Annotated in this window: 17 protein-coding genes; 16 read left to right on the forward strand and 1 reads right to left on the reverse strand. The window is 30.3% G+C overall.

The window, feature by feature from the left end:
* Window positions 1–71: 71 nt before the first annotated feature.
* Window positions 72–1,568, reverse strand: a complete 1,497-nt coding sequence (locus BC748_RS06740; RefSeq protein ID WP_133532719.1) for a sodium:solute symporter — start codon at window positions 1,566–1,568, stop codon at window positions 72–74.
* Between the two features lie 122 nt (window positions 1,569–1,690).
* Here BC748_RS06740 and recR point away from each other — a divergent pair, with 122 nt between their 5' ends.
* The 16 genes from recR (at window position 1,691) to BC748_RS06820 (ending at window position 22,305) form a co-directional block, all read left to right on the forward strand.
* Window positions 1,691–2,311 carry a recombination mediator RecR gene (gene recR / locus BC748_RS06745; protein ID WP_133532720.1) on the forward strand — a complete coding sequence of 207 codons (621 nt, stop codon included), beginning with the start codon at window positions 1,691–1,693 and terminating at the stop codon, window positions 2,309–2,311.
* 76 nt (window positions 2,312–2,387) lie between these two features.
* Window positions 2,388–3,173 (forward strand): polysaccharide biosynthesis/export family protein, encoded by a 786-nt coding sequence (locus BC748_RS06750; RefSeq protein ID WP_133533059.1) that lies wholly within the window; start codon window positions 2,388–2,390, stop codon window positions 3,171–3,173.
* A gap of 13 nt (window positions 3,174–3,186) precedes the next feature.
* The gene (locus BC748_RS06755; protein WP_133532721.1) at window positions 3,187–5,652 is read left to right on the forward strand and encodes an exopolysaccharide transport family protein; all 2,466 of its coding nucleotides are present in this window, start codon (window positions 3,187–3,189) and stop codon (window positions 5,650–5,652) included.
* Window positions 5,652–6,632 (forward strand): SDR family oxidoreductase, encoded by a 981-nt coding sequence (locus BC748_RS06760; protein WP_133532722.1) that lies wholly within the window; start codon window positions 5,652–5,654, stop codon window positions 6,630–6,632. The genes BC748_RS06755 and BC748_RS06760 overlap by 1 nt, the downstream gene beginning before the upstream one ends.
* A 7-nt stretch (window positions 6,633–6,639) precedes the next feature.
* Complete coding sequence (locus BC748_RS06765) at window positions 6,640–8,031, forward strand: UDP-glucose 6-dehydrogenase (RefSeq protein WP_133532723.1); 1,392 nt, start codon at window positions 6,640–6,642, stop codon at window positions 8,029–8,031.
* Window positions 8,032–8,086: 55 nt separating this feature from the next.
* A complete protein-coding gene (locus BC748_RS06770) occupies window positions 8,087–9,364 on the forward strand; it encodes a nucleotide sugar dehydrogenase (protein ID WP_162846424.1) in 1,278 nt (425 codons plus the stop codon).
* A 3-nt stretch (window positions 9,365–9,367) separates the two neighbouring features.
* Complete coding sequence (gene rfbB / locus BC748_RS06775) at window positions 9,368–10,414, forward strand: dTDP-glucose 4,6-dehydratase (RefSeq protein WP_133532724.1); 1,047 nt, start codon at window positions 9,368–9,370, stop codon at window positions 10,412–10,414.
* 12 nt (window positions 10,415–10,426) lie between these two features.
* On the forward strand, window positions 10,427–11,932 hold the full coding sequence (locus tag BC748_RS06780) for an oligosaccharide flippase family protein (RefSeq protein ID WP_133532725.1): 1,506 nt from the start codon (window positions 10,427–10,429) through the stop codon (window positions 11,930–11,932).
* Between the two features lie 2 nt (window positions 11,933–11,934).
* Entirely contained in the window at window positions 11,935–13,212 is a 1,278-nt protein-coding gene (locus tag BC748_RS06785) for a hypothetical protein (protein WP_133532726.1), read from the forward strand.
* A 13-nt stretch (window positions 13,213–13,225) separates the two neighbouring features.
* The gene (locus tag BC748_RS06790) at window positions 13,226–14,200 is read left to right on the forward strand and encodes a polysaccharide pyruvyl transferase family protein (RefSeq protein ID WP_133532727.1); all 975 of its coding nucleotides are present in this window, start codon (window positions 13,226–13,228) and stop codon (window positions 14,198–14,200) included.
* Window positions 14,201–14,220: 20 nt separating this feature from the next.
* Window positions 14,221–14,985: a glycosyltransferase family 32 protein gene (locus BC748_RS06795; protein WP_133532728.1), complete on the forward strand. Its 765-nt coding sequence runs from the start codon at window positions 14,221–14,223 to the stop codon at window positions 14,983–14,985.
* Window positions 14,982–16,184, forward strand: a complete 1,203-nt coding sequence (locus BC748_RS06800) for a glycosyltransferase (RefSeq protein WP_133532729.1) — start codon at window positions 14,982–14,984, stop codon at window positions 16,182–16,184. Before BC748_RS06795 ends, BC748_RS06800 begins: the two co-directional genes overlap by 4 nt.
* Window positions 16,185–16,247: 63 nt before the next feature.
* Entirely contained in the window at window positions 16,248–18,758 is a 2,511-nt protein-coding gene (locus BC748_RS06805; protein WP_133532730.1) for a DUF7619 domain-containing protein, read from the forward strand.
* Window positions 18,759–18,862: 104 nt separating this feature from the next.
* A complete protein-coding gene (locus tag BC748_RS06810; RefSeq protein WP_133532731.1) occupies window positions 18,863–20,293 on the forward strand; it encodes an MBOAT family O-acyltransferase in 1,431 nt (476 codons plus the stop codon).
* Entirely contained in the window at window positions 20,294–21,211 is a 918-nt protein-coding gene (locus tag BC748_RS06815; RefSeq protein ID WP_133532732.1) for an SGNH/GDSL hydrolase family protein, read from the forward strand.
* A complete protein-coding gene (locus BC748_RS06820; RefSeq protein ID WP_133532733.1) occupies window positions 21,208–22,305 on the forward strand; it encodes an EpsG family protein in 1,098 nt (365 codons plus the stop codon). The genes BC748_RS06815 and BC748_RS06820 overlap by 4 nt, the downstream gene beginning before the upstream one ends.
* Window positions 22,306–22,307: the final 2 nt, after the last annotated feature.

The following is a 22,307-nucleotide window of genomic DNA, read 5'->3' on the forward strand; positions in this document are numbered from 1 at the left end:
TGAATCTGTGAAATCTGCGTCATCCGCGTTCCAAAAATTCAAAAATATTTTGTGTTATTCGTGGTTAAATTTTAAAATCTAGTTTCAGAAGTAGCTGGTTTACTAATCAACAACAAACCAATAAACGTAATCAATCCGTTGATGATAATTAATTCGTTATCAATAACATAATTCCCAAAAAGCACTGCCGAATTTTTTGCCAAGAAAAAACAAACCAATGGAGAAATAATGCAAATAAACGGAACAAATTTATCGTGAACTGTTTTCGATTTCATAAACAAACCAAAAGCATACAATCCCAATAACGGACCATAAGTATAGCTTGCTACTTTAAAAATCATCGTCACAACCGATTGGTCATTCAAAGAATTAAAAACGATAATCACCAAAAACATCAATAGCGAAAAACCTAAATGAACCAAATGTCGCTTTTTTACATTTTTAGGATTTGATGCGTTTTCAGTTTTGTCCATGTTTAGAAAATCCACACAAAACGAAGTAGTTAAAGCCGTCAAAGCACTATCTGTTGTAGCAAAAGTGGCAGCCGTTAATCCTAACAAAAATATAATAGCAGGGAAAATTGCCAAATGATTAAACGCAATTTCCGGGAAAAGATAGTCCGTTCGTGCAACGCCATTTACCATCGGAATTTCAATATTGTTTTTAGTCGCAAAAAGATAAAGCAATGCACCAACACTAAGAAAAAAGATGTTGATAACCACAAAAATTCCAGTAAAAGTGAACATGTTTTTTTGAGCTTCGCCTATGTTCTTACAGCTTAAATTCTTTTGCATCAAGTCTTGGTCAAGTCCAACCATAGCGATAGTAACAAAAATTCCTCCAAGGATTTGTTTCAAAACAAAATTCCCTTTTAGATAATCTTCATAAAAGAAAATTTTGGAATAATTGCTGTTTTTTACCGCTTCAAAAGCTTCAATTGCCGATAAATCTAGACTTTGGCAAATGAAAATTATCGTCAAAAACACCGAAGAAACTAAGAAAAAAGTTTGTAAAGTATCCGTAATAATAATCGTTTTTAATCCGCCGCGATAGGTATAAGCAAAAATTAATCCGAGCGAAATTAAAACCGTTGCTGCAAACGGAACATCAAAGAAATCAAATACATAGCGTTGCAAAACTATTACAACCAAATACAATCGAAAAGCCGAGCCAATTGTTCTACTAATCAAGAAAATAGAAGCGGCTGTTTTATAGCTAACTATACCAAGTCGTTGTTCTATATAACCATAAATGGAAGTCAAATTCATCCGATAATACAACGGAAGTAAAACTTTAGCGATTATCAAAAATCCAATAGCATTTCCTAAAACAAATTGAAAATAACTAAACTGACTTTCAGGTGAACCAACATTTCCTGGAACCGAAATAAAAGTAACGCCAGACAATGCTGTTCCAATCATCCCAAAAGCAACTAAATACCATTTTGAATTTTTATTGGCTTTAAAAAAAGTATCATTATCCGAACTTTTCTTTGAAACTAAATTTGAAATTAGAATTAAAACTCCAAAATAAATGATGATGATGACTAAAATAGTTCCTGCTGACATGTGTGATTTTTTGTTGTGCTAAAATAGAAATAAAACAGAATATAGAAGAAAGAAAATAGAGAATAGATAACTCTGCATTCTTTGTTCTATTTTCTTTTCTCTTTTTACACTATTTTTGTCAAATGGAATTTTCTTCGAAATTGTTAGAAAAAGCAGTCAACGAAATGGCGCAATTACCTGGAATTGGTAAAAGAACAGCACTTCGTCTAGTTTTACATTTATTAAAACAACCTGTGGAACAAACTCAGTTTTTGTCGCAAGCATTAACAACGATGCGAGAAGAGATTAAGTTTTGTAAATCCTGTCACAATATTTCCGACGTTGAGGTTTGTGAAATTTGTAATAATTCGGCTCGAAACCATAAAATTATTTGTGTGGTTGAAGATGTTCGCGATGTTATGGCTATTGAAAACACCAATCAGTTCAAAGGAATTTATCATGTTTTGGGAGGTAAAATTTCTCCAATTGATGGCGTTGGTCCAAGTCAGTTGACAATTAATTCATTAGTTGAAAAAGTAAAGACAGGAACAATTGAGGAGTTGATTTTTGCGTTAAGTTCAACAATGGAAGGCGATACAACCAATTTTTATATCTACAAACAAATAAAAGAGTGTGAAATAAAAACTTCAACAATCGCACGAGGAATAGCTGTTGGCGACGAATTAGAATATGCTGATGAAGTTACGCTTGGAAGAAGTATTTTGCACCGAGTTCCATTCGAATTATCAATAAATAAGTCATAACAAAATAATAGCTTTCTACATTTTTGTAATTAGAATTGAAAAACTATCTTTGTTGGCTAACAAGTTATTACAGATAATGAATAAATACAATATTTTTCTTTTGGTATTCATAAGTGTGTTTTTTACATCATGCATTCCAACAAAGGATTTAATCTATCTACAAGAAAATAAAAACAAGGATAATAATAAGGCTGTTGAAGCTATAACGGACAAGCCTTACAGACTTCAGGTAAATGATTTATTAAACGTTACAATAAAGGCTATGGATCCTAAACTTGTTGAAATATTTAACTCAACTATAGGTTCAGCAGTAAACAATGAACAAGCGATATATTTTAATGGTTATGTTGTTGATGATCACGGAAATATTAGACTACCAGTTTTAGGAGAAATTAATGTTCTTGGTCACACATTTGAAGAAGTCAGAATTAAAGTAGAAAAGAAGTTATTAGAAGAATACTTTAATAAAGAAGCTGGGATATTTGTAAATGTTAGATTAGGAGGTTTTAGGTATACTGTAAATGGTGAAGTTTCTAGTAGCGGAACAAAAGTCTTGTATCAAGATCGAGTAAATATAATGGAAGCAATTGCGAATTCAGGTGATATAGAAATTACTGGAAATAGAAAGGATGTAGTTGTCATTAGAAGATTTCCTCAAGGGAACCAAACCTATCATATTGATTTAACTGATTCTAATGCTGTAAATTCACCTGCTTATCAACTTCAGCCCAATGATTATATTTATGTAAAACCGTTAAAACAAAAAACTTGGGGAACAGGAAGAACTGGAATAGAATCGCTTTCAACAATAATAACATTATTGTCATTGGCCACAACAACTTACTTATTACTTAATAGATAAACTCAATTTATCCATGCTGGAAGTTAAAGATTTTTCATTTTTTGAAAAACAAAATAGTTTTGATTTTAAAAGTTTCTTGGTCAAAATAGTAAGTTATTGGAAATGGTTTCTAATTTCTTTACTAATCACTTTTACAATTGCACATCAAGTAAACATAAGAAAGCAAAAAATTTATGGGATAGATACAGTTATTTCGGTGACGGAAGAAAATAACCCATTGTTTACTTCAAACACCAGTTTAATTTTTAATTGGGGTGGAACTTCGGATAAGGTACAGAGTATCGCAACAACATTTAAGTCAAGATCACACAATGAAATTGTAGTTGATAGTCTCCAGTTTTACACTGATTATTATACTAAAACAGATTATTATTTCAAAGATGTTTATGGGCAAGTGCCTTTTAAAGTGAGAATAAATCCTTCTGAATACCAAGTGTATTCGAAGTTCTTGAAAGTTAAAATGATTTCTTCAGACACTTATCTTTTGACAATACCATTTGACTCAGGCTCAATTGAAACTGTTAGATACATAGATGACTCTCACAAGTTTATTGATGTAGAAAACAATGAGTTTAGCAAACAATATAAAGTTGGACAACAAGTTGTTTTGCCATTTTTAAATTGGAAATTAGACAGAGATTCTTCGGTTAAGTTGAATATCGGAGAAGAAGTATTAATCCGTTTTAACTCATTTAACGAAACCGTATCCAAATATAAAAATATTGGTATCAATATAGATGAAAAGGCAGCTTCAATTCTGAGATTGAATATGGAAGGAACAAATAAACAACGAATGGTTGATTATCTGAATACTACAGTAGCTGTTTTAATAAAAACACAATTAGAGAATAAGAACCTATTTGCAAAAAACACAATTGCCTTTATCGACGAGACACTAGCTTCAATGGAAGGACAACTAAAAGATTCGGGAGATGAATTGAAAGATTTTAGCAGGAAAAATAATGTTTTGGATATTCAGGATAACGGTGCTGATTTTAAAGGGCGATTTCTTCAGTATGATGTTCAAAAAGATGGTGTTGAAAGAAAAATAGCTTATCTGAACTCGTTAAAAAATTATCTTAAAAATAGTGTTGATTATTCAAAATTGCCTGCACCGACGATAGCAGGAATTGAGGAGCCAAACATTTCAGCTAATGTTGCCAAACTTATAACATTATCTGTAAAGCGTTTTGAAATAAGAAAGGCCGTAAAAGGAACGATTTATTTTGATGAAATAGATAATGAAATTGAATCTCTTAAAAAAGTTCTACTTGAAAATGTTACTTCTTATCGAGCTACATTGCAATATGATTTAGATCAAGTTAATAGTAAATTAGCGAGTATTGAAGGTGAAATTAGAAGATTGCCAGAAAGCTCACAGCAGTATTTAAAAATTTCTAGGAAGTATAATTTAAGTGATAATATTTATAATACCTATTTACAAAAAAGAAGTGAAGCTTCAATTGTTAGAGCAGCGAATCTTTCAGATATAAGATTTATTGATACAGCTAAAGATGTTGGTGGTGGATTACTTGGACCAAAAACAACTGTAAATTATGTTTTAGCATTTATAATAGGTTTACTTATTCCGCTCGTTGTGGTGTTTTTATTATTTTTCATTAATAATGCAATTCATAATATTGAAGATATCTCTGCAATAACTCAAATTCCACTTATTGGAATTGTTGGTATAAAACATACAGATTCTAATCTTTCTGTTTTTGAAAGGCCAAAATCAGCACTTGCTGAGTCTTTTAGAGCAATTCGTTCCTCACTACAATTTTTATATAAGAAGCAAATTCATGAAGGCGCAAGAACGTTGATGCTGACATCATCAGTCAGTGGTGAAGGAAAAACATTTTGTTCAATTAATATAGCAACCGTTTTTGCTTTAAGCGAGAAAAAAACAATCATTCTTGGACTAGATTTAAGAAAACCAAAAATCTTTGATGATTTTAATATTCAAAATAATTTTGGTGCTGTAAATTATTTAATTGGTCAAAAAGGATTAGATGAGATTATTCAAAAAACGCATATACCTTATTTAGATGTAATTACTTCTGGACCAATTCCTCCAAATCCTTCTGAGTTAATTCTGGGAGAATCGATGAAAGAAATGATTACCTCATTGAAAAAACAATATGATTATATAATCTTAGATACACCGCCAGTTGGATTAGTTTCTGATGCGCTAGAATTAGCACAATTTAGTGATGTTACATTATATGTTGTTAGACAAAACTTCACCAAAAAAGAAATGCTAACTTTATTAAATAACAGAACAAAACGCGGTGAGTTGAACAATATCAGCATTGTGTTTAACGGTTATGAAAATAAAGCAAAATACGGAACAGGCTACGGTTATGGTTATGGTTACGGTTATGGTTACGGATATGGCTATTCAAATGGATACCATGATGATGATGTTCCAAAAGGATTTTTTGAAAAGTTGAAATATAAATTTTTGAAAAGAAAATAATGAGTTCAACACAAAATAGCATTTTAATAACAGGTGGAGCTGGATTTATTGGTTCCAACCTATGTGAATATTTCCTTGAAAAAGGAAATAAAGTTACTTGTTTAGATAACTTCGCGACTGGACATAAATATAATATTGAACCATTTTTAAAAAATCCTAACTTTCGTCTTATTGAAGGCGATATTAGAAATATCGAAACCTGTAGAATTGCGGTTAAAGACATTGATTATGTTCTTCATCAAGCGGCATTAGGTTCGGTGCCAAGATCAATTAATGATCCAATTACTAGTAATGAAGTTAATGTTTCAGGTTTTTTGAATATGTTAACCGCTTCTCGCGATGCTGGAGTTAAAAGATTTGTTTATGCTGCAAGTTCATCAACATATGGCGATTCAGAAAGTTTACCAAAAGTAGAAGATAAAATTGGAAAGCCGCTTTCTCCTTACGCTATTACAAAATATGTAAACGAATTGTATGCAGATATTTTCAGTAAAACTTACGGATTAGAAACTATTGGACTTCGCTATTTTAATGTATTTGGAAGAAGACAAGATCCAAATGGAGCTTATGCAGCGGTAATTCCAAAGTTTGTAATGCAACTTATGAAAAATGAAAGTCCAATAATTAATGGTGATGGTAATTTTTCGAGAGATTTTACTTATATAGATAATGTAATTCAAATGAATGAGTTAGCTATTACAACACAAAATAACGCAGCAATTAATACCGTTTATAACACCGCTTTTGGTGATAGAACAACACTAAATGATATGGTGTTTTATCTAAAAAAATATTTATCAGAATTTGATTCGAAAATTGCTGATGTAAATATAATTTACGGACCAAACCGAGTTGGCGATATTCCTCATTCGCTAGCAAGTATTGATAAAGCAAAACAATTATTAAATTATAATCCTAAATTTTCATTTCAAGATGGTTTAAAAGTGGCTGTGAAATGGTATTGGGAAAATCTAAAATAGATTACAAATGAATATTACAAACATTTGTTGTATTGGAGCAGGTTATGTTGGTGGACCAACAATGGCAGTCATTGCTGAAAAATGTCCAAATATAAAAATTACAGTTGTTGACTTAAATGAAACTAGGATTGCAAATTGGAATGATGAAGATGTAAATAATATACCAATTTATGAACCTGGTTTAAATGAAATTGTAGCAAGAACACGTGGTAAAAACTTATTTTTCTCTACTGATGTTGATAAAGCGATCGATGAATCACAACTTATTTTTATTTCTGTAAATACACCAACAAAAACGTATGGCACAGGAAAAGGAATGGCTGCTGATTTGAAACATATTGAATTGTGTGCTAGGCAAATTGCTAAAGTGGCAAAGAATAATAAAATAGTTGTTGAAAAATCTACTTTACCTGTTAGAACTGCTGAAGCATTGAAAAGCATCCTAGATAACACTGGAAATGGAGTTCAATTTCAAATTCTTTCAAATCCTGAATTTTTAGCCGAAGGAACTGCAATCCAAGATTTATTAAATCCAGATAGAGTTTTAATTGGTGGTGAAACATCACCTGAAGGTCAAAAAGCGATTGAAGCGTTAGTTGATGTTTACGCCAATTGGGTTCCAAGAGAACGAATTCTTAAAACTAATGTTTGGTCATCTGAGTTATCAAAATTAACAGCAAATGCTTTTTTAGCTCAACGTGTTTCTTCTATTAATGCAATGTCTGAACTATGCGAAAAAACTGAAGCAAATATAAATGAAGTAGCCAAAGCTATCGGAATGGATAGTAGAATTGGTTCTAAGTTTTTAAAAGCATCTGTAGGTTTTGGCGGTTCTTGTTTTCAAAAAGATATATTAAATCTTGTATATATTTCAAAAGCTTTTGGACTAAATGAAGTGGCTGATTATTGGGAACAAGTAATTATAATGAACGACCATCAAAAAAGACGTTTCTCAAAAAATATTGTACAAACATTATATAATACTGTTTCTGGAAAAAAAATTACATTTCTGGGTTGGGCTTTCAAAAAAGATACAAACGATACAAGAGAATCTGCCGCAATATATGTTGCTGATGATTTAATAAATGAACAAGCTTACATAGCCTTATTTGATCCAAAAGTAAGCCAAAAACAAGTATTATCTGATTTAGATTATCTTGAAACAAGAACTGCATCAGAAAATGAAAAACATATCACGTCATATGAAAATCCTTATGAGGCTTGTAAAAACGCTCATGCAGTTGCAATATTAACGGAATGGGATGAGTTTAAAGACTATGATTGGCAAAAAATATATGACAGTATGTTAAAACCAGCCTTTGTTTTTGATGGTAGAAATTTGTTAGATGCTGAGAAAATGAAATCAATAGGTTTTGTTTATCAATCAATTGGTTCTTAGTTAAATAAGTATATTTGTAAGCCAATAAAATTATAATTTTAATTAGAAAAATTTCATGAATATTAAAATAGCAATCATCGGACTTGGATATGTAGGATTACCACTTGCAAGACTATTTGCAACTAAATATCCTGTCGTTGGGTTTGATATAAATCAAAAAAGAATAAGTGAGTTAAACGCCGGAACCGATTCAACACTTGAAGTTGACGAAGACGTTTTAAAGCAAGTATTAGTTACTTCATCTTCTAACGAAAATGGACTTTTTTGTAGTAATCAAATGGATGATATAAAAGATTGTAATTATTATATAGTTACTGTTCCAACTCCAGTTGACAAAAACAATAGGCCAGATTTAACACCATTGTACAAATCCAGCGAAACGGTTGGAAAAGTATTGAAAAAAGGTGATATTGTGATTTATGAATCAACAGTTTATCCTGGTGTTACCGAAGAAGAATGTATTCCAGTTTTAGAAAAAATTAGTGGGTTGAAATTTAATGTAGACTTTTTTGCAGGCTATTCTCCAGAAAGAATAAATCCTGGAGACAAAGAACATACTGTTGAAAAAATTCTAAAAGTAACTTCGGGTTCAACTCCAGAAATAGGTCAAAAAGTCAATGATTTATACAAGTCAGTTATCATCGCTGGAACTCATTTAGCTCCATCAATAAAGGTGGCTGAAGCCGCAAAAGTTATTGAAAATTCACAGCGCGATATCAATATCGCTTTTGTAAATGAATTGGCTAAAATTTTCAATTTATTAGAAATAGATACGCATGCAGTGCTTGAAGCAGCAGGTACAAAATGGAATTTTCTTCCATTCAAACCAGGTTTAGTTGGCGGACATTGTATTGGTGTTGATCCTTATTATTTAGCTCAAAAAGCTCAGGAAAAAGGATATCATCCTGAAATTATTTTAGCAGGTAGAAGACTAAACGATAGTATGGGTGAATATGTTGCTTCACAAGTAGTTAAGCTAATGATAAAAAAAGGAGTAACTATTAATGGCGCAAAATTATTGATGCTCGGAATAACTTTTAAAGAAAATTGTCCAGACGTTCGAAATACTAAAATTGTTGACGTAGTTCATGCACTGGCAGATTATGGAATTCAAGTTACTATTTTTGATCCATGGGCAAAACCAGCCGAAGTTGAGCACGAATATCAGTTAAAAACAACTAATGATTTACCTACTGAAACTTTTGATGCAATTGTTCTTGGTGTTGCTCATAACGAGTTTACAGCTATCGATTTGTCAAAATTGAAAAAGGAAAATGGAGTTTTATTTGATGTAAAAGGGGTTTTAAAAGATAAAGCAGACGGAAGACTTTAAAAGATGAAAAAGATTTTAATAACTGGAGGTGCAGGATTTATTGGTTCACATGTTGTTCGTCGATTTGTGAACAATTATCCAAATTATCAAATTTTCAATCTTGATGCGCTTACTTATGCAGGTAATCTTGAGAATATAGCTGATATAGAAAACCATCCAAATTATACTTTTTTAAAAGCGGATATTACTGATGGTGAAACTATTATGGATTTGTTCAAAGAACATCAATTCGATGGTGTAATTCATCTTGCGGCCGAATCTCATGTTGATAGGTCAATCACCGATCCATTGGCATTTGTAAAAACAAATGTTATCGGAACCATGAATTTATTAAATGCTGCCAAAACCATTTGGAACGATAATAAAGAAAATAAACGATTTTATCACATTTCTACTGACGAAGTTTATGGAACTTTAGGCGCTACGGGTTTGTTTAGTGAAACCACAGCTTACGATCCCAATTCACCTTATTCAGCTTCAAAAGCAAGTTCAGACCATTTTGTTCGCGCTTATGGTGAAACTTATGGTTTGCCTTATGTGATAACAAATTGTTCCAACAATTATGGACCAAATCATTTCCCGGAAAAATTAATTCCACTTTTTATAAATAATATCATCACTAATAAGCCTTTACCAGTTTATGGCGATGGAAAATATACTCGTGATTGGCTTTATGTAATTGATCATGCTGTAGCTATTGATTTAGTTTTTCATGAAGGAAAAAATCATGAAACCTACAATATTGGTGGTTTCAACGAATGGCAAAATATTGATTTAGTAAATTTACTTTGCCAAAAAATGGATGAAAAACTAGGAAGAGTTTCTGGTGAATCTGAAAAATTAATCACTTACGTAAAAGATAGACCAGGACACGATTTGCGATATGCGATCGATGCTTCAAAAATAAAAAAAGAATTAGGTTGGAAACCATCAGTAACTTTTGAAGAAGGATTATCACAAACTATAGACTGGTATTTGAACAACGACGATTGGTTAAAAAATGTAACTTCTGGTGAGTATAAGAAATATTACGAAAAGCAATATTCATAAACTGCTAAATAAATGAGCCAACTTAAAAAAGGTGCGCTATTATCCTATGTTACCATACTATTAACCAATGGAATAGGATTAGTATTGACACCTTTTATGATTCATAAATTAGGTGATTCAGAATATGGTCTTTATACACTTATTGGTTCACTAATTGGATATATCAGTGTATTAGATTTTGGTTTAAATAATGCAATTATTCGATTTGTATCTAGATTTAGAGCATTAGAAGACAAAAAAGGCGAAGAAAATTTCCTAGCTACAACCATGATTATTTATGCTTTTATAGCTTCTTTAATAATAATTATTGGTATCGCATTATACTTCAATATTGAATCAGTTTTTGAAAAGTTAAGCCCAACCGAAATTGGAAAGGCTAAAGTGATGTTTGCAATTCTAATTTTTAATTTAGCAATAACACTTCCCGGTGGCGCATTTGCAGCAATATCAAGCGCATATGAGCAATTTGTTTTTCCCCGAATGTTAAATATTGTTAAGTATATCGTTAGGTCATTACTACTAGTTTCTATCTTGATTTATGGAGGAGATTCTATTTCAATTGTTATTCTAGATACAATTGTCAACCTTTTAGTAATAGCTATTAATGCGTATTTTGTTTTTAAAAAATTAAATGTTACTATAAAATTGCACAAACTTGAGTCTATATTAATCAAAGAAATATTTAAGTATTCCTTTTGGATATTCTTATTTGCAATGGTTGGTCAGTTTCAATGGCAATCTGGACAAGTGATTTTAGGAATGATTTCTGGAACAACAGCCGTTGCCATTTATGGAGTTGGAATAATGCTTGGAACATACTATGGCGCTTTTTCGACTGCAATTTCTGGAGTTTTTTTACCAAGAGCAACAAAAATGACTGTTCAAAACGCAACCAATGATGAAATGACTGATATGATGATAAGAATTGGACGTTTTTCTTTTATAACCTTATTATTAATTCTTGGAGGATTTATATTGTATGGACAGCAATTTATTCTGTTATGGGTTGGAAAAACATATCAAAATTCATGGATAATTGCATTAATAATTATGGTTTCATATACATTACCATTAGTACAATCTTTTGCTAATTCAATTTTAGAATCTAAAAATTTATTTTCCTTTAAAGCAAAAACGTATATAACTTTAATTGTTTTAGGAACAATTTTAGGTTTTTTTCTTTCAAAAAAATTCGGAAGTTTAGGTTTAATTACTGGAACAACTTCAGGATGGATTTTAAGCCAAATCATTATGAATTTTTATTATAAAAATGTATTACAACTCAATGTTTTTCGTTTTTTTAAAGAATTAGCAAATAAACTTGTACCAACATTTTTATTAATTTTAATTCTTGGTTGGCTTCTTAATTTTTTACCTGGAAATAATTGGTTTAATTTGGTAGTAAAAATATCAATATTCGTATCTATTTTTTCACTTTTGATGTTTAGATTTGGAATGAATCAAGAGGAAAGACAAACTATAAATTCTATGTTACCTAAATTTCTTAAATCAAAATAGTCATGCTCAAATTAGATAATTTATCCTATTCTGAGAAAGGAAAGAAGTTGACTTTCGGATATTCTTATGATACTTCTTTAGCAAAGTATTTTAATAAAAAAGAACTTTACTATGTTTATTATCAGGAGGATATTTCAAGTATTCCGAATAGTATTAATACAATTCCATTTTTAGCGAGTGTGATGCCAATAGCATGGTTTGTTGGTTTTGATGTTTATGTTGACGAATTAGACGAAACATTTTATAATTCACTTCATGAATTAAAAAAAGAGTTTGCTATTCATTTTCCACAGATAAAAAATGACACAAAACTTCATGTTAAAAAATTAGTTGCCAACACATTTGATAAAGACAATTATGGTCTTCTTTTTAGTGGTGGTTTAGATGCATTTGAATCGCTAACAAGAAATATTGAAAAGAAACCATTTTTAATATCAATTCACGGAGCAGATATTGAAATTAAAGATGAAAAGCGTTGGAATGATTTTAAAACATTCAATCTCGAAGAAGAAATTATCGAAGAAGAAAGAGTTTGTTATGTTGAGTCTAATCTAAGAACATTTTATACGTATGAAGTTGATTTATTAGTTGGTTTAGGTTGGTGGGGAAAAATTCAACATGGTATGGCTTTGTTGAGTTTGATTGCGCCATTAAGTTACATTCATGGAATAACAACTACATTAATTGCCTCTTCCAATACTGGTGAAGTTAATTTTGGTTGGGGTTCAACATCAGAAACAGATGAAAAAGTAAAATGGGCTAATCAAAAAGTCATCCACGATGGATTTCATTTGAGAAGAACTGAGAAGATTGAAAACATTGTTGCTTTTGCAAAAAAAACAGGATATCGAGTAAAACTCAGAGTTTGTTATTCGGAACTTCGAGAAGGATACAATTGTAGCCGATGTCCAAAATGTCAGCGAACAATGCTAGGTTTCATTCTTGAAGGTCAAAATCCAAATGACTATGGTTTTGAAGTTTCAAATGATTTTTATAAACTCATTTTGAAGAATTTTGATAAGAATGCTGTAATGTCTGTTGGAGTAAAATATGAGTGGCAATGCCTACAAGATAAAGCGAAAGTTATTTCCAAACCTTACATTATTAAAGATGAAAATTCAGAGTTAGAATATTTCAATACCTTTGTCAACCTAAATTTAGATGAAATAGTTAACAAGAATCAAGAAAAAGTACAAAAACAAAACGAGCTTAAATTTAAAATCATCAATAAGTTCCCTAAGTTGTTTCAATTATATCTAGATTTAAGAAGAAAATTATAAAAATTTCAAACGCATGAAATACGGTATTTTTACATACGAAGAAAATAAAAAATCATTCAATGTTGGTGATAATGTGCAAAGTTTAGCAGCAAAACAATATCTACCTCAGTTGGATACTTATATAAATAGAGAACATCTTGCTGATTATCACGGTGAAAAAATGAAAGTGATAATGAATGGTTGGTTCACTCACAATTATAACAATTGGGTTCCATCCGAAGATATTGAACCGTTTTTTGTTTCTTTTCACGTAAACAATACTGCAGCACCAGGCATGTTAAACGATAAAGGAATTGCTTATCTAAAAAAACACGAACCAATTGGATGTCGCGACCAGTTTACGGCAGATTTGCTAAAATCGAAAGGTATTGATGCTTATTTTTCTGGATGTTTAACTTTAACATTAGATACCTACAAGGTTGATGATTCTTTGCGTGGTGATGATATATATATCGTTGATCCGTTATACAGTTATCCAACATGGGAAAAAGTGACTTATGATTGGAAACATTTTTTGAGAAGTATCCAAAATGGAACTATTTTCAAACTAGGTGAAAGAAAAAAGCATGTTAGTAATTTTATAGACGCAGACTTATTAAAATCAGCTAAATATATCAATCAACAACCACCATCAAACACTTATTCTGATGATCAAAAATTTGCCATGGCTGAAGATATTTTAAATCAATATGCCAAAGCAAAACTGGTAATCACTTCCCGTATTCATTGTGCTTTACCTTGTTTAGCAATGGGAACACCAGTTATTTTTGTTAACGGATTTGACAGTTTTGTAGACTCATGCCGTTTTGATGGAATTTTAGATTTATTTAATCGAGTTGATGTGAATACAAAAACAGGAGAGTTTACTGCTAATTTTCCTTTAGATGGAAAAATTTCTAAAAATACTATTGTTAAAAATTTAGGAAAACACCATGCATTAGCAGAACCAATGAAAGAAAAATGCCGAGCATTTATTAATAAAAAATAGTTTTTATTCAAAAGCAAGTAATGATACCAAAAATAATACACTACTGTTGGCTTAGCGGAGATAAATATCCAGATAGTATTGAAAAATGTATAACTACTTGGAAAGAAAAACTTCCAGATTATGAGTTTATACTTTGGGATACAGCTAAGTTCAATCTTGAAGATTCACTTTGGGTCAAACAAGCCTTTGAAACCAAAAAGTATGCTTTTGCAGCTGATTACATTCGTCTTTATGCAGTCTATAATTATGGCGGAATTTATATGGATACTGATGTTGAAGTGGTAAAAAGCTTTAATGATTTATTAGAATTACCCTATTTTATTGGAACTGAAGGTGGAGGAATTGTTGAAGCTGGAGTTTTTGGAGCTGAACTAAAAACACAATGGGTTGGTGAATGTCTCGAATATTATAAAAATAGAGAATTCATAAAATCAGATACGACATTAGACATCCGAACGTTGCCAAGTATAATGATGGAGCAAATAGGAAAAACTAAAGTTGTAACTGAAATGAGCACAGATGAAAAGATATCATATTCATCAGATAGTTCTAAATTGATGATGTTTCCAGTTGATTATTTTTGCGCAAAAAATCAAGGAACAGGAATTGTTACTGTCACAAAAAACACCTACACCATCCATCATTTTGCAATGTCTTGGATTTCTAAAAAAACTACATTTCTACCCAATATCAAACGAAGTTTGATGAAAGTTTTTGGAGTGAATACGATTAATAAAATTATTGAAATTTTAAAACTTAGAGAAATTAAGAAAAAATTGTCATGAAAAAAATTTTACTAATTATGCCTTATGGAAGTGTTGGTGGAATGGAAAGATTGGCACTCAACTTTTACAACCATTATTCCAAACAAAATTATGAAGTCAAAGCTTTAAAAATAATTAGGCTAAAGGATGATATAATTAGTTTTGGAAATGATGAAATTGCTTTATCCGAGATTGACTTTTCAGAAATGTCTTCTTCCCAACGATTAAAGTTTTACTTCAAAGCGCCAATGATGATTCGTAAAATCATCAAAGAAAATCAGATTACGCATTCAATTTCTTTTGGTGATATGGCTAACTTTTTCTCTTCATTGTCTTTTACAAATGAACACAAAGTAGCAAGTATTCACGCACTCAAGAGTGTTGAATTAATTAACAAAAGTTTTTTTAATACAATTTCAAAAATCTCCTATAAATCCACTTACTATTTTTTTGATAAAGTAGTTTGTATCAGTGACGCTATCAAGAAAGATTTAATTGAAAATTGCGGTTTTGCTTTCAAACAAAAATTAAAAGTAATCTATAATCCGCACGACATAGAAAATATAGAATTTTTGTCTAATATTCCTATTGATTCAGAAGATGAAAAACAATTATTTAATAACGATGTAATAGTATTTTTAGGTAGATTTTCTTTTCAAAAATCGCCTTGGCATTTGATAAAAGCATTTAGTTTAATAGAAAAAAAACATCAAAATTTGAAGCTAGTTTTCATTGGAGATGGAGATTCAAATGTTGAAAGCTACCTGCAAGATTTAATTTTAAAGTTAAAAATATCGGATAAAGTTTTTTTCTTAGGAAGAAAATCAAATCCATATCAATATTTAAAAAAATCAAAAATACTTGCATTGAGTTCAAATTATGAAGGAACACCGAACGTTATAGTTGAATCAATTGCTTGTGAAGTTCCTGTTGTTTCTTCTAATTGTACAGATGGTATTATTGAGTTGATGAGTCTAGGGGAAATGAAAAAAACAGATAATCTTCTCGAAACAGAAAGCGGATTTATCACACCAAATTTCTTTAAAGGAGTTTTAGCAATTCCAAATAACGATGAAATTACAAGTGAGGAAAAAGATTTTGCTCATGCATTAGAATTAATTTTATCAGATGAAAAGTATAAGCAGAAATTGCTTCTCAATAAAATTGAACTTCTCTCAAAGTTTGATTTAAAAATAGTTACGAAAGCTTATTTGGATTGAACATAGGTTAAGATATTATTTTTATTATTTATATTTGAGGAAAATCCCCTGAAATCTATTCCTATGAAACAATTTTATTCTTTTAGTTTATTTTTTTTAATGATAAACTTAAACGCTCAAATTATAAACATTCCTGACTTAAATTTTAAAAATAAACTGTTATCTTCAAATCCGACTAATTATATTGTTTTTAATTCTAATGGATACCCAATTTCAATTGATGCGAATGGAAATAATGAGATTGAGGTATCTGAAGCGTTGCTTGTTGGTGAAATTAATGTTAGTAATTCTGCGATTCAATCATTGGACGGAATTTCAAACTTTGAAAATTTAAAAAGCTTACTTTGTGCAAACAATTCAATTACTTCATTAGATTTAACAGCGAATGTTGCTTTAAATGTTTTAAATTGTAATTATAATCAAATTAATTCAATTTTAATCAATCAGCCCAGCAATATCAGGAGTTTTGAGGCAAGGAATAATGCTTTAACTACTTTTGATTATTCTTTTTTCCTAATCAATAGAATTGACATTCAGTATAATCAAATCACAACAATTTCATTAGATATTCAGAATTATATTGCAGAAGGCATTATTGGATTTTATTGTAACAACAACCAGTTATCATCTATAAATGTTTCAGCACTGCTTCCAATTTTTATACAAGAATTTAACTGTAGTTACAACAATCTTACATCTTTAGATGCTGAGAGTTTTGATGTATCAGAACTTTTTAATTTTAATTGTTCTCACAATCAGTTAACTTCACTAGGTGTATTAAATTTTGTTGGTGGAGATTTTGACTGTAGTTATAATCAATTAACAGAGCTTATATTTCCTAATACATGTTTGTGGAAAGTTAGATGTAATAATAATTTGTTAACAAATTTTTCTCTTCCACCAGTAACAACAAATAATTGTATTTCTATGTTAAGTTTAAGTGACAATTTATTAACTTCTATTGATTTAAGTTCGATTGGGTCTGGAATTGTTGAAGTGTTTTGCTATAATAATCCAAATTTAACAAATCTAAATTTAAAAAATGGCATAGGAACAACTTATTTATTAATTACAGATAATCTATTTTTATATAATTTGCCAAACTTAGAATATGTTTGTGCCAACGAAAATGAAGTAACTTTAGTTCAAGAATATCTTTTAGAAAGAGGCTTTACAACTAGTGTTGTAAACTCTTATTGTAGTTTTGTTCCGGGTGGCGTTTTTTATACTATCAATGGAAATTCACGTGTTGATTTGAATGATAATGGTTGCGATAGTAACGATACTGTAGTTCAAAATCTAAAACTGAACATTACAAATGGTACTGCTTCAACAACTATTATTCCAAATGCAACAGGAAATTATTCTATACCAGTACAACAAGATTCGCATACTATAACACCAGTTTTTGAAATCCCATCTTATTTTACTGTATCACCGGCATCAATTACGGTTTCTTTTCCTGCACAAACAAGTCCTTTTGTTCAAAATTTCTGTGCTTCTTTTAATGGTTCTCATCCCGATTTAGAAGTTATTGTTATTCCACTAACAATCCAAAGACCAGGTTTTGATGCACTTTATAAAATTACATATAAAAATAAAGGAACTGTTGCCTTAACAGGTTCTGTAAATTTTCAATACCAAAACGATTTTCAGGAATTTGTTTCATCTATTCCTGGTGTTTCATCACAAAATACAACTACTTTGAGTTGGGATTTTGTTTCTTTAGCGCCATTTGAAAGCAAAGAAATTTATGTAACATTTAATTTGAATGCACCAACCGATAATCCACCGTTAGAAAGTGGTTCTATTTTGAATTATACCGCTTCAATTATAGGAAATCTAGAAGACGAAACACCATCAGACAATACTTTTGTTTTCAATCAAGAAGTGGTAAACTCATTTGATCCAAACGACAAAAGATGCCTTGAAGGAAATACAATTCCTTTAAACAAAGTTGGCGATTATGTTCATTACATGATTCGATTTGAAAATACTGGTACGGCAAACGCTCAAAATGTAGTTGTAGTAGATAATTTGGATGTTTCAAAGTTTGATGTTAGCAGTTTTCAAGCACTTAATAGTAGTCATCCATTTGTAACAAAAATTTCAAATTCGAATAAAGTGGAATTTATTTTTGAAAATATTAATCTTCCTTTTGATGATGCTTCAAACGATGGTTATATAGTTTTTAAAATTAAAACAAAAAATAATTTACAACTAAATGATACTTTTAGCAACACGGCAAGTATTTATTTTGATTATAATTTCCCTATCGTTACTGAACCCGCAATTACAGTTGTTTCGCAAGCATTAGGATTAGTGGAAGTAGATGGAGTTTTTGTTTCAATTGTACCAAACCCAACACAAGATGTGCTAACTATCACAACTAAAAACGAAATAAGTTCGGTTATGATTTTTGATACTAACGGAAGAATTATACAAACTAAAATACAAAACAACGAGCTAGAAACCCAACTTGATTTAACTTCATACCAACAGGGCGTTTATTATGTCAAAGTAATTACAAAAGAAGGATTTGGGATTAAAAAAATTGTAAAAAACAATAAATAAAAGAATTAATTTTCTAGTTTTCAAAAGGATGTTATGACCAATAAACATCCTTTTTTTATGGTAAGTTTATAAAAAGAAATATATTTGCTTCAAATAGATATAAAATGGTTTTTAATTCGTTTAACTTCTTATTGTTTCTTCCTATTGTTTTTGCGCTCTATTGGATTTTAGCCAAGAGCAGTAGTAAAAGTCAAAATATTTTATTACTTGTTTCAAGTTATTTCTTTTATGCTTGTTGGGATTATAGGTTTTTGTTTCTATTAATGTTTTCAACGTTTTTAGATTACTTTACAGGTATAAAAATGCACGAAGCTGCTTCTCAAAAAGGAAAGAAATTCTGGTTTTGGCTCAGTATTGGTATTAATTTAGGATTTTTAGGAATTTTTAAATATTATAATTTTTTCATTAGCTCTTTTCAAGAATTATTAGAAGGTTTTGGTTTCCATGCTAATTTTTGGACTATTTCAGTTATTCTTCCAGTTGGAATTTCGTTTTATACTTTTCATGGATTATCCTATGTGATTGATATTTATAACGATAAAATTAAACCAGAAAAAAATATAGTTGACTATTCTGTTTTTGTTAGTTTTTTCCCTTTGCTCGTTGCCGGACCAATAGAACGTGCCACTCATTTATTACCTCAAATTCAACGCGAACGCCATTTTGATTACACAAAAGCTGTTGATGGATTACGACAAATACTTTGGGGATTGTTTATGAAAGTGGTAGTTGCTGATAATTGTGCAACGGTTGTAAATCATGTTTTTAAAGACCAAGAATCATTAAATGCAGGTTCGTTATTTGTTGGAGCAGTATTTTTTGCTTTTCAAATCTATGGTGATTTTTCAGGATATTCTAATATTGCTCTTGGAACTGCTCGATTATTTGGTGTTGAATTGTTACGTAACTTTAATTACCCTTATTTTTCTAGAGATATTGCAGAGTTTTGGCGTCGTTGGCATATTTCTTTATCGTCTTGGTTTAAAGATTACTTATACATTCCACTTGGCGGAAGCAAAGGCGGAATGTGGATGCAAGTTAGAAATACAATTATAATTTTTGTAGTCAGTGGTTTTTGGCACGGTGCCAATTGGACATTTATTATTTGGGGTGCTTTGAATGCACTGTATATCTTGCCTTTAGTAGTTTTTAAATTAAACAGAAACAACACCAATATAGTTGCCGAAAATTCATTTTTGCCATCAATCAAAGAAGTTATTCAAATCACAATTACATTTATCCTAACTACAATTGCTTGGGTGTTTTTTAGAGCAGAAACGGTTACAGAAGCTTGGGTTTATGTTGTTAAAATGTTTAATTTTAAAGCATATGGCTTTCCTCAAGTTGATTTAAAACCATTTATTTACATATTCATTTTACTTTTTGTAGAGTGGATTCAAAGAAAGAAAAAGCATGGTTTAGAATTATCAAATGTTAGACATACTTATATTAGATGGATCATTTATTTATTAGTCTTTATTTTGATTTTATTTTTTGGTGCAAGTTCTGATTCATTCATTTATTTCCAATTTTAGATGAAAAAGTTTATACTACGACTTCTAGTTTTTTCAATACTTATTACAGGTATCATATTGTTTTTATTAAATAGATATGCTGGATATGTAGATTATTTCTATGGTAAAGTTTCTTCACCGGCGCAATCGTCATTAATCATTGGAGACTCTCGAAGTTTTCAAGGATTGCAACCAACGGTGTTTAATCAAAATTTGAGCAATACATTTGATTTACCAATGTATAATTTTAGTTTTACGCTAGCTCAAGTTTCGTATGGCGAAAGCTTATTGAAAAGTATTAAATCAAAAATAAATCCAGATACTAAAAACGGATTATTTATTCTTTCGGTTCATCCTTACATACTCTCACAAAGGGATAAAGATGATTTTGAAAACGGAGTCTATTTTGAAGAATCCTTTCCGCCAGGAAATATGAATTATGTAAACATGAATCCTAATGTTGAATATTTTTTCAAAAATTACGAATACTTTCATTTTAAAGCTGTCATAAGAAAAAATTCTATTGTTCATGATGATGGATGGTTAGAAGAAACCAATTTAACCACTGATAAAGCAACTTTAAACGGTTGGAAAAAAACACAAATAGAATTGTATGGTGGATTTATTAAAAAATGGAAAAAATCAGACTACAGAGTTCAAAAACTAAGTGAAACCATAAAGTTTCTTAAAAACCACGGAAGAGTTGTTTTAGTTAGAATGCCAAGCAGTGATGATATTGTAGCTATAGAAAATAGCTATTGGAACGATTTTAATCTTCAAATGAAAAACGTTGCTGATGAAAATAAAGTTCAGTATCTCGATTTTACATCTAACATGAGTTCTTTTCCAACCTATGATGGCGTTCACCTGGGCAAATCTGCTGGACAAAAATTCACAAAATCGGTGTGCGATTCAATCCTAAAATATAACAACAATTGAATACATTAGTTCCAATAGAGTATTATACTACAATATATTATAATATTTTGTTGTTTTTTATGCTGTTTTTTTTTATTTCAACTTTTAGAGAAGAGTTAACAAGTAAAATAAACTTAAGTACCAAAAACGCTTTTGGAATTTTTTTGTTAGTTTTTGTTATAAGCTATATTGGTTTTCGTCCTATAGATCCAATATTTGGTGATATGACAACCTACAGAGATTATCTGGAACGGTATGCTAGTGGTGAAGACTTTTTAGGAAATGAAAACGATTATATTTTTCAAGTTTTTATGAGATTTTGTGCCAGAAATGCAACACATGAAATATTCTTTCTCTTGTGCGCAATGCTATACATATATCCGCTTTATTCTGCTAGTAAAAATTTATTCAAAGAATACTGGTTTTATGCTTTCTTAATGCTAGTTATATCTTTTTCATTTTGGGGTTATGCTGTAAATGGTATTAGAAATGGAATTGCAACTACCATTTTTATTTATGGAATTTCCCAAAAAAAACGACTACTAATGTTCGCGCTGATTGGAATTAGTTATCTTACTCACAACGCAATGATGATTCCTGCAGCTGCTTTTTTAATTGCTATTTCATTAGACAAGACGAAATGGTTTCTATACGGATGGCTTTTATGTATTCCATTATCTCTTGTTCTCGGTGGTTCTCTAGAACTCTTTTTTAACGATTTAGTAGAATCAGAGAGAACGGTTGGATATCTGTCTGATACGGATGAGTTTTCGGAGCAGTTTTCATCTACTGGTTTTCGTTGGGATTTCTTATTGTATAGTATGAGTGGTGTTTATGCAGTTTGGTATTTTATCATAAAGCAAAAATTTGAAGACAAAACATATAGCTTAATTTGCAATACTTATTTGATTGCCAACGCTTTTTGGATACTAGTTATTAGAGCATCTTTTAGCAATAGATTTGCCTATTTATCTTGGTTTTTAATGGGAATCGTTATCATTTATCCTTTTTTGAAAAGGAAATTCTTTAGCGAACAACATAAACTTATGGGAAGATTGATTTTTGTTTATTTTGCATTTACTTATATAATGAATATCCTAAGAGGAAATAATTAAAA

Origin of the sequence: Flavobacterium dankookense (genome assembly GCF_004362665.1) — a bacterium.
Taxonomy (GTDB): domain Bacteria; phylum Bacteroidota; class Bacteroidia; order Flavobacteriales; family Flavobacteriaceae; genus Flavobacterium; species Flavobacterium dankookense.

Excerpts from the sequence above, each read along its gene's own strand:
- BC748_RS06785 (WP_133532726.1), top strand. The coding sequence starts at position 11,935 with ATGCTCAAATTAGATAATTTATCCTATTCTGAGAAAGGAAAGAAGTTG.
- BC748_RS06750 (WP_133533059.1), top strand. The coding sequence starts at position 2,388 with ATGAATAAATACAATATTTTTCTTTTGGTATTCATAAGTGTGTTTTTT.
- BC748_RS06815 (WP_133532732.1), top strand. The coding sequence starts at position 20,294 with ATGAAAAAGTTTATACTACGACTTCTAGTTTTTTCAATACTTATTACA.
- BC748_RS06800 (WP_133532729.1), top strand. The coding sequence starts at position 14,982 with ATGAAAAAAATTTTACTAATTATGCCTTATGGAAGTGTTGGTGGAATG.
- BC748_RS06755 (WP_133532721.1), top strand. The coding sequence starts at position 3,187 with ATGCTGGAAGTTAAAGATTTTTCATTTTTTGAAAAACAAAATAGTTTT.
- BC748_RS06780 (WP_133532725.1), top strand. The coding sequence starts at position 10,427 with ATGAGCCAACTTAAAAAAGGTGCGCTATTATCCTATGTTACCATACTA.
- recR (WP_133532720.1), top strand. The coding sequence starts at position 1,691 with ATGGAATTTTCTTCGAAATTGTTAGAAAAAGCAGTCAACGAAATGGCG.
- rfbB (WP_133532724.1), top strand. The coding sequence starts at position 9,368 with ATGAAAAAGATTTTAATAACTGGAGGTGCAGGATTTATTGGTTCACAT.
- BC748_RS06795 (WP_133532728.1), top strand. The coding sequence starts at position 14,221 with ATGATACCAAAAATAATACACTACTGTTGGCTTAGCGGAGATAAATAT.
- BC748_RS06805 (WP_133532730.1), top strand. The coding sequence starts at position 16,248 with ATGAAACAATTTTATTCTTTTAGTTTATTTTTTTTAATGATAAACTTA.
- BC748_RS06740 (WP_133532719.1), bottom strand. The coding sequence starts at position 1,568 with ATGTCAGCAGGAACTATTTTAGTCATCATCATCATTTATTTTGGAGTT.
- BC748_RS06770 (WP_162846424.1), top strand. The coding sequence starts at position 8,087 with ATGAATATTAAAATAGCAATCATCGGACTTGGATATGTAGGATTACCA.
- BC748_RS06760 (WP_133532722.1), top strand. The coding sequence starts at position 5,652 with ATGAGTTCAACACAAAATAGCATTTTAATAACAGGTGGAGCTGGATTT.
- BC748_RS06765 (WP_133532723.1), top strand. The coding sequence starts at position 6,640 with ATGAATATTACAAACATTTGTTGTATTGGAGCAGGTTATGTTGGTGGA.
- BC748_RS06790 (WP_133532727.1), top strand. The coding sequence starts at position 13,226 with ATGAAATACGGTATTTTTACATACGAAGAAAATAAAAAATCATTCAAT.
- BC748_RS06810 (WP_133532731.1), top strand. The coding sequence starts at position 18,863 with ATGGTTTTTAATTCGTTTAACTTCTTATTGTTTCTTCCTATTGTTTTT.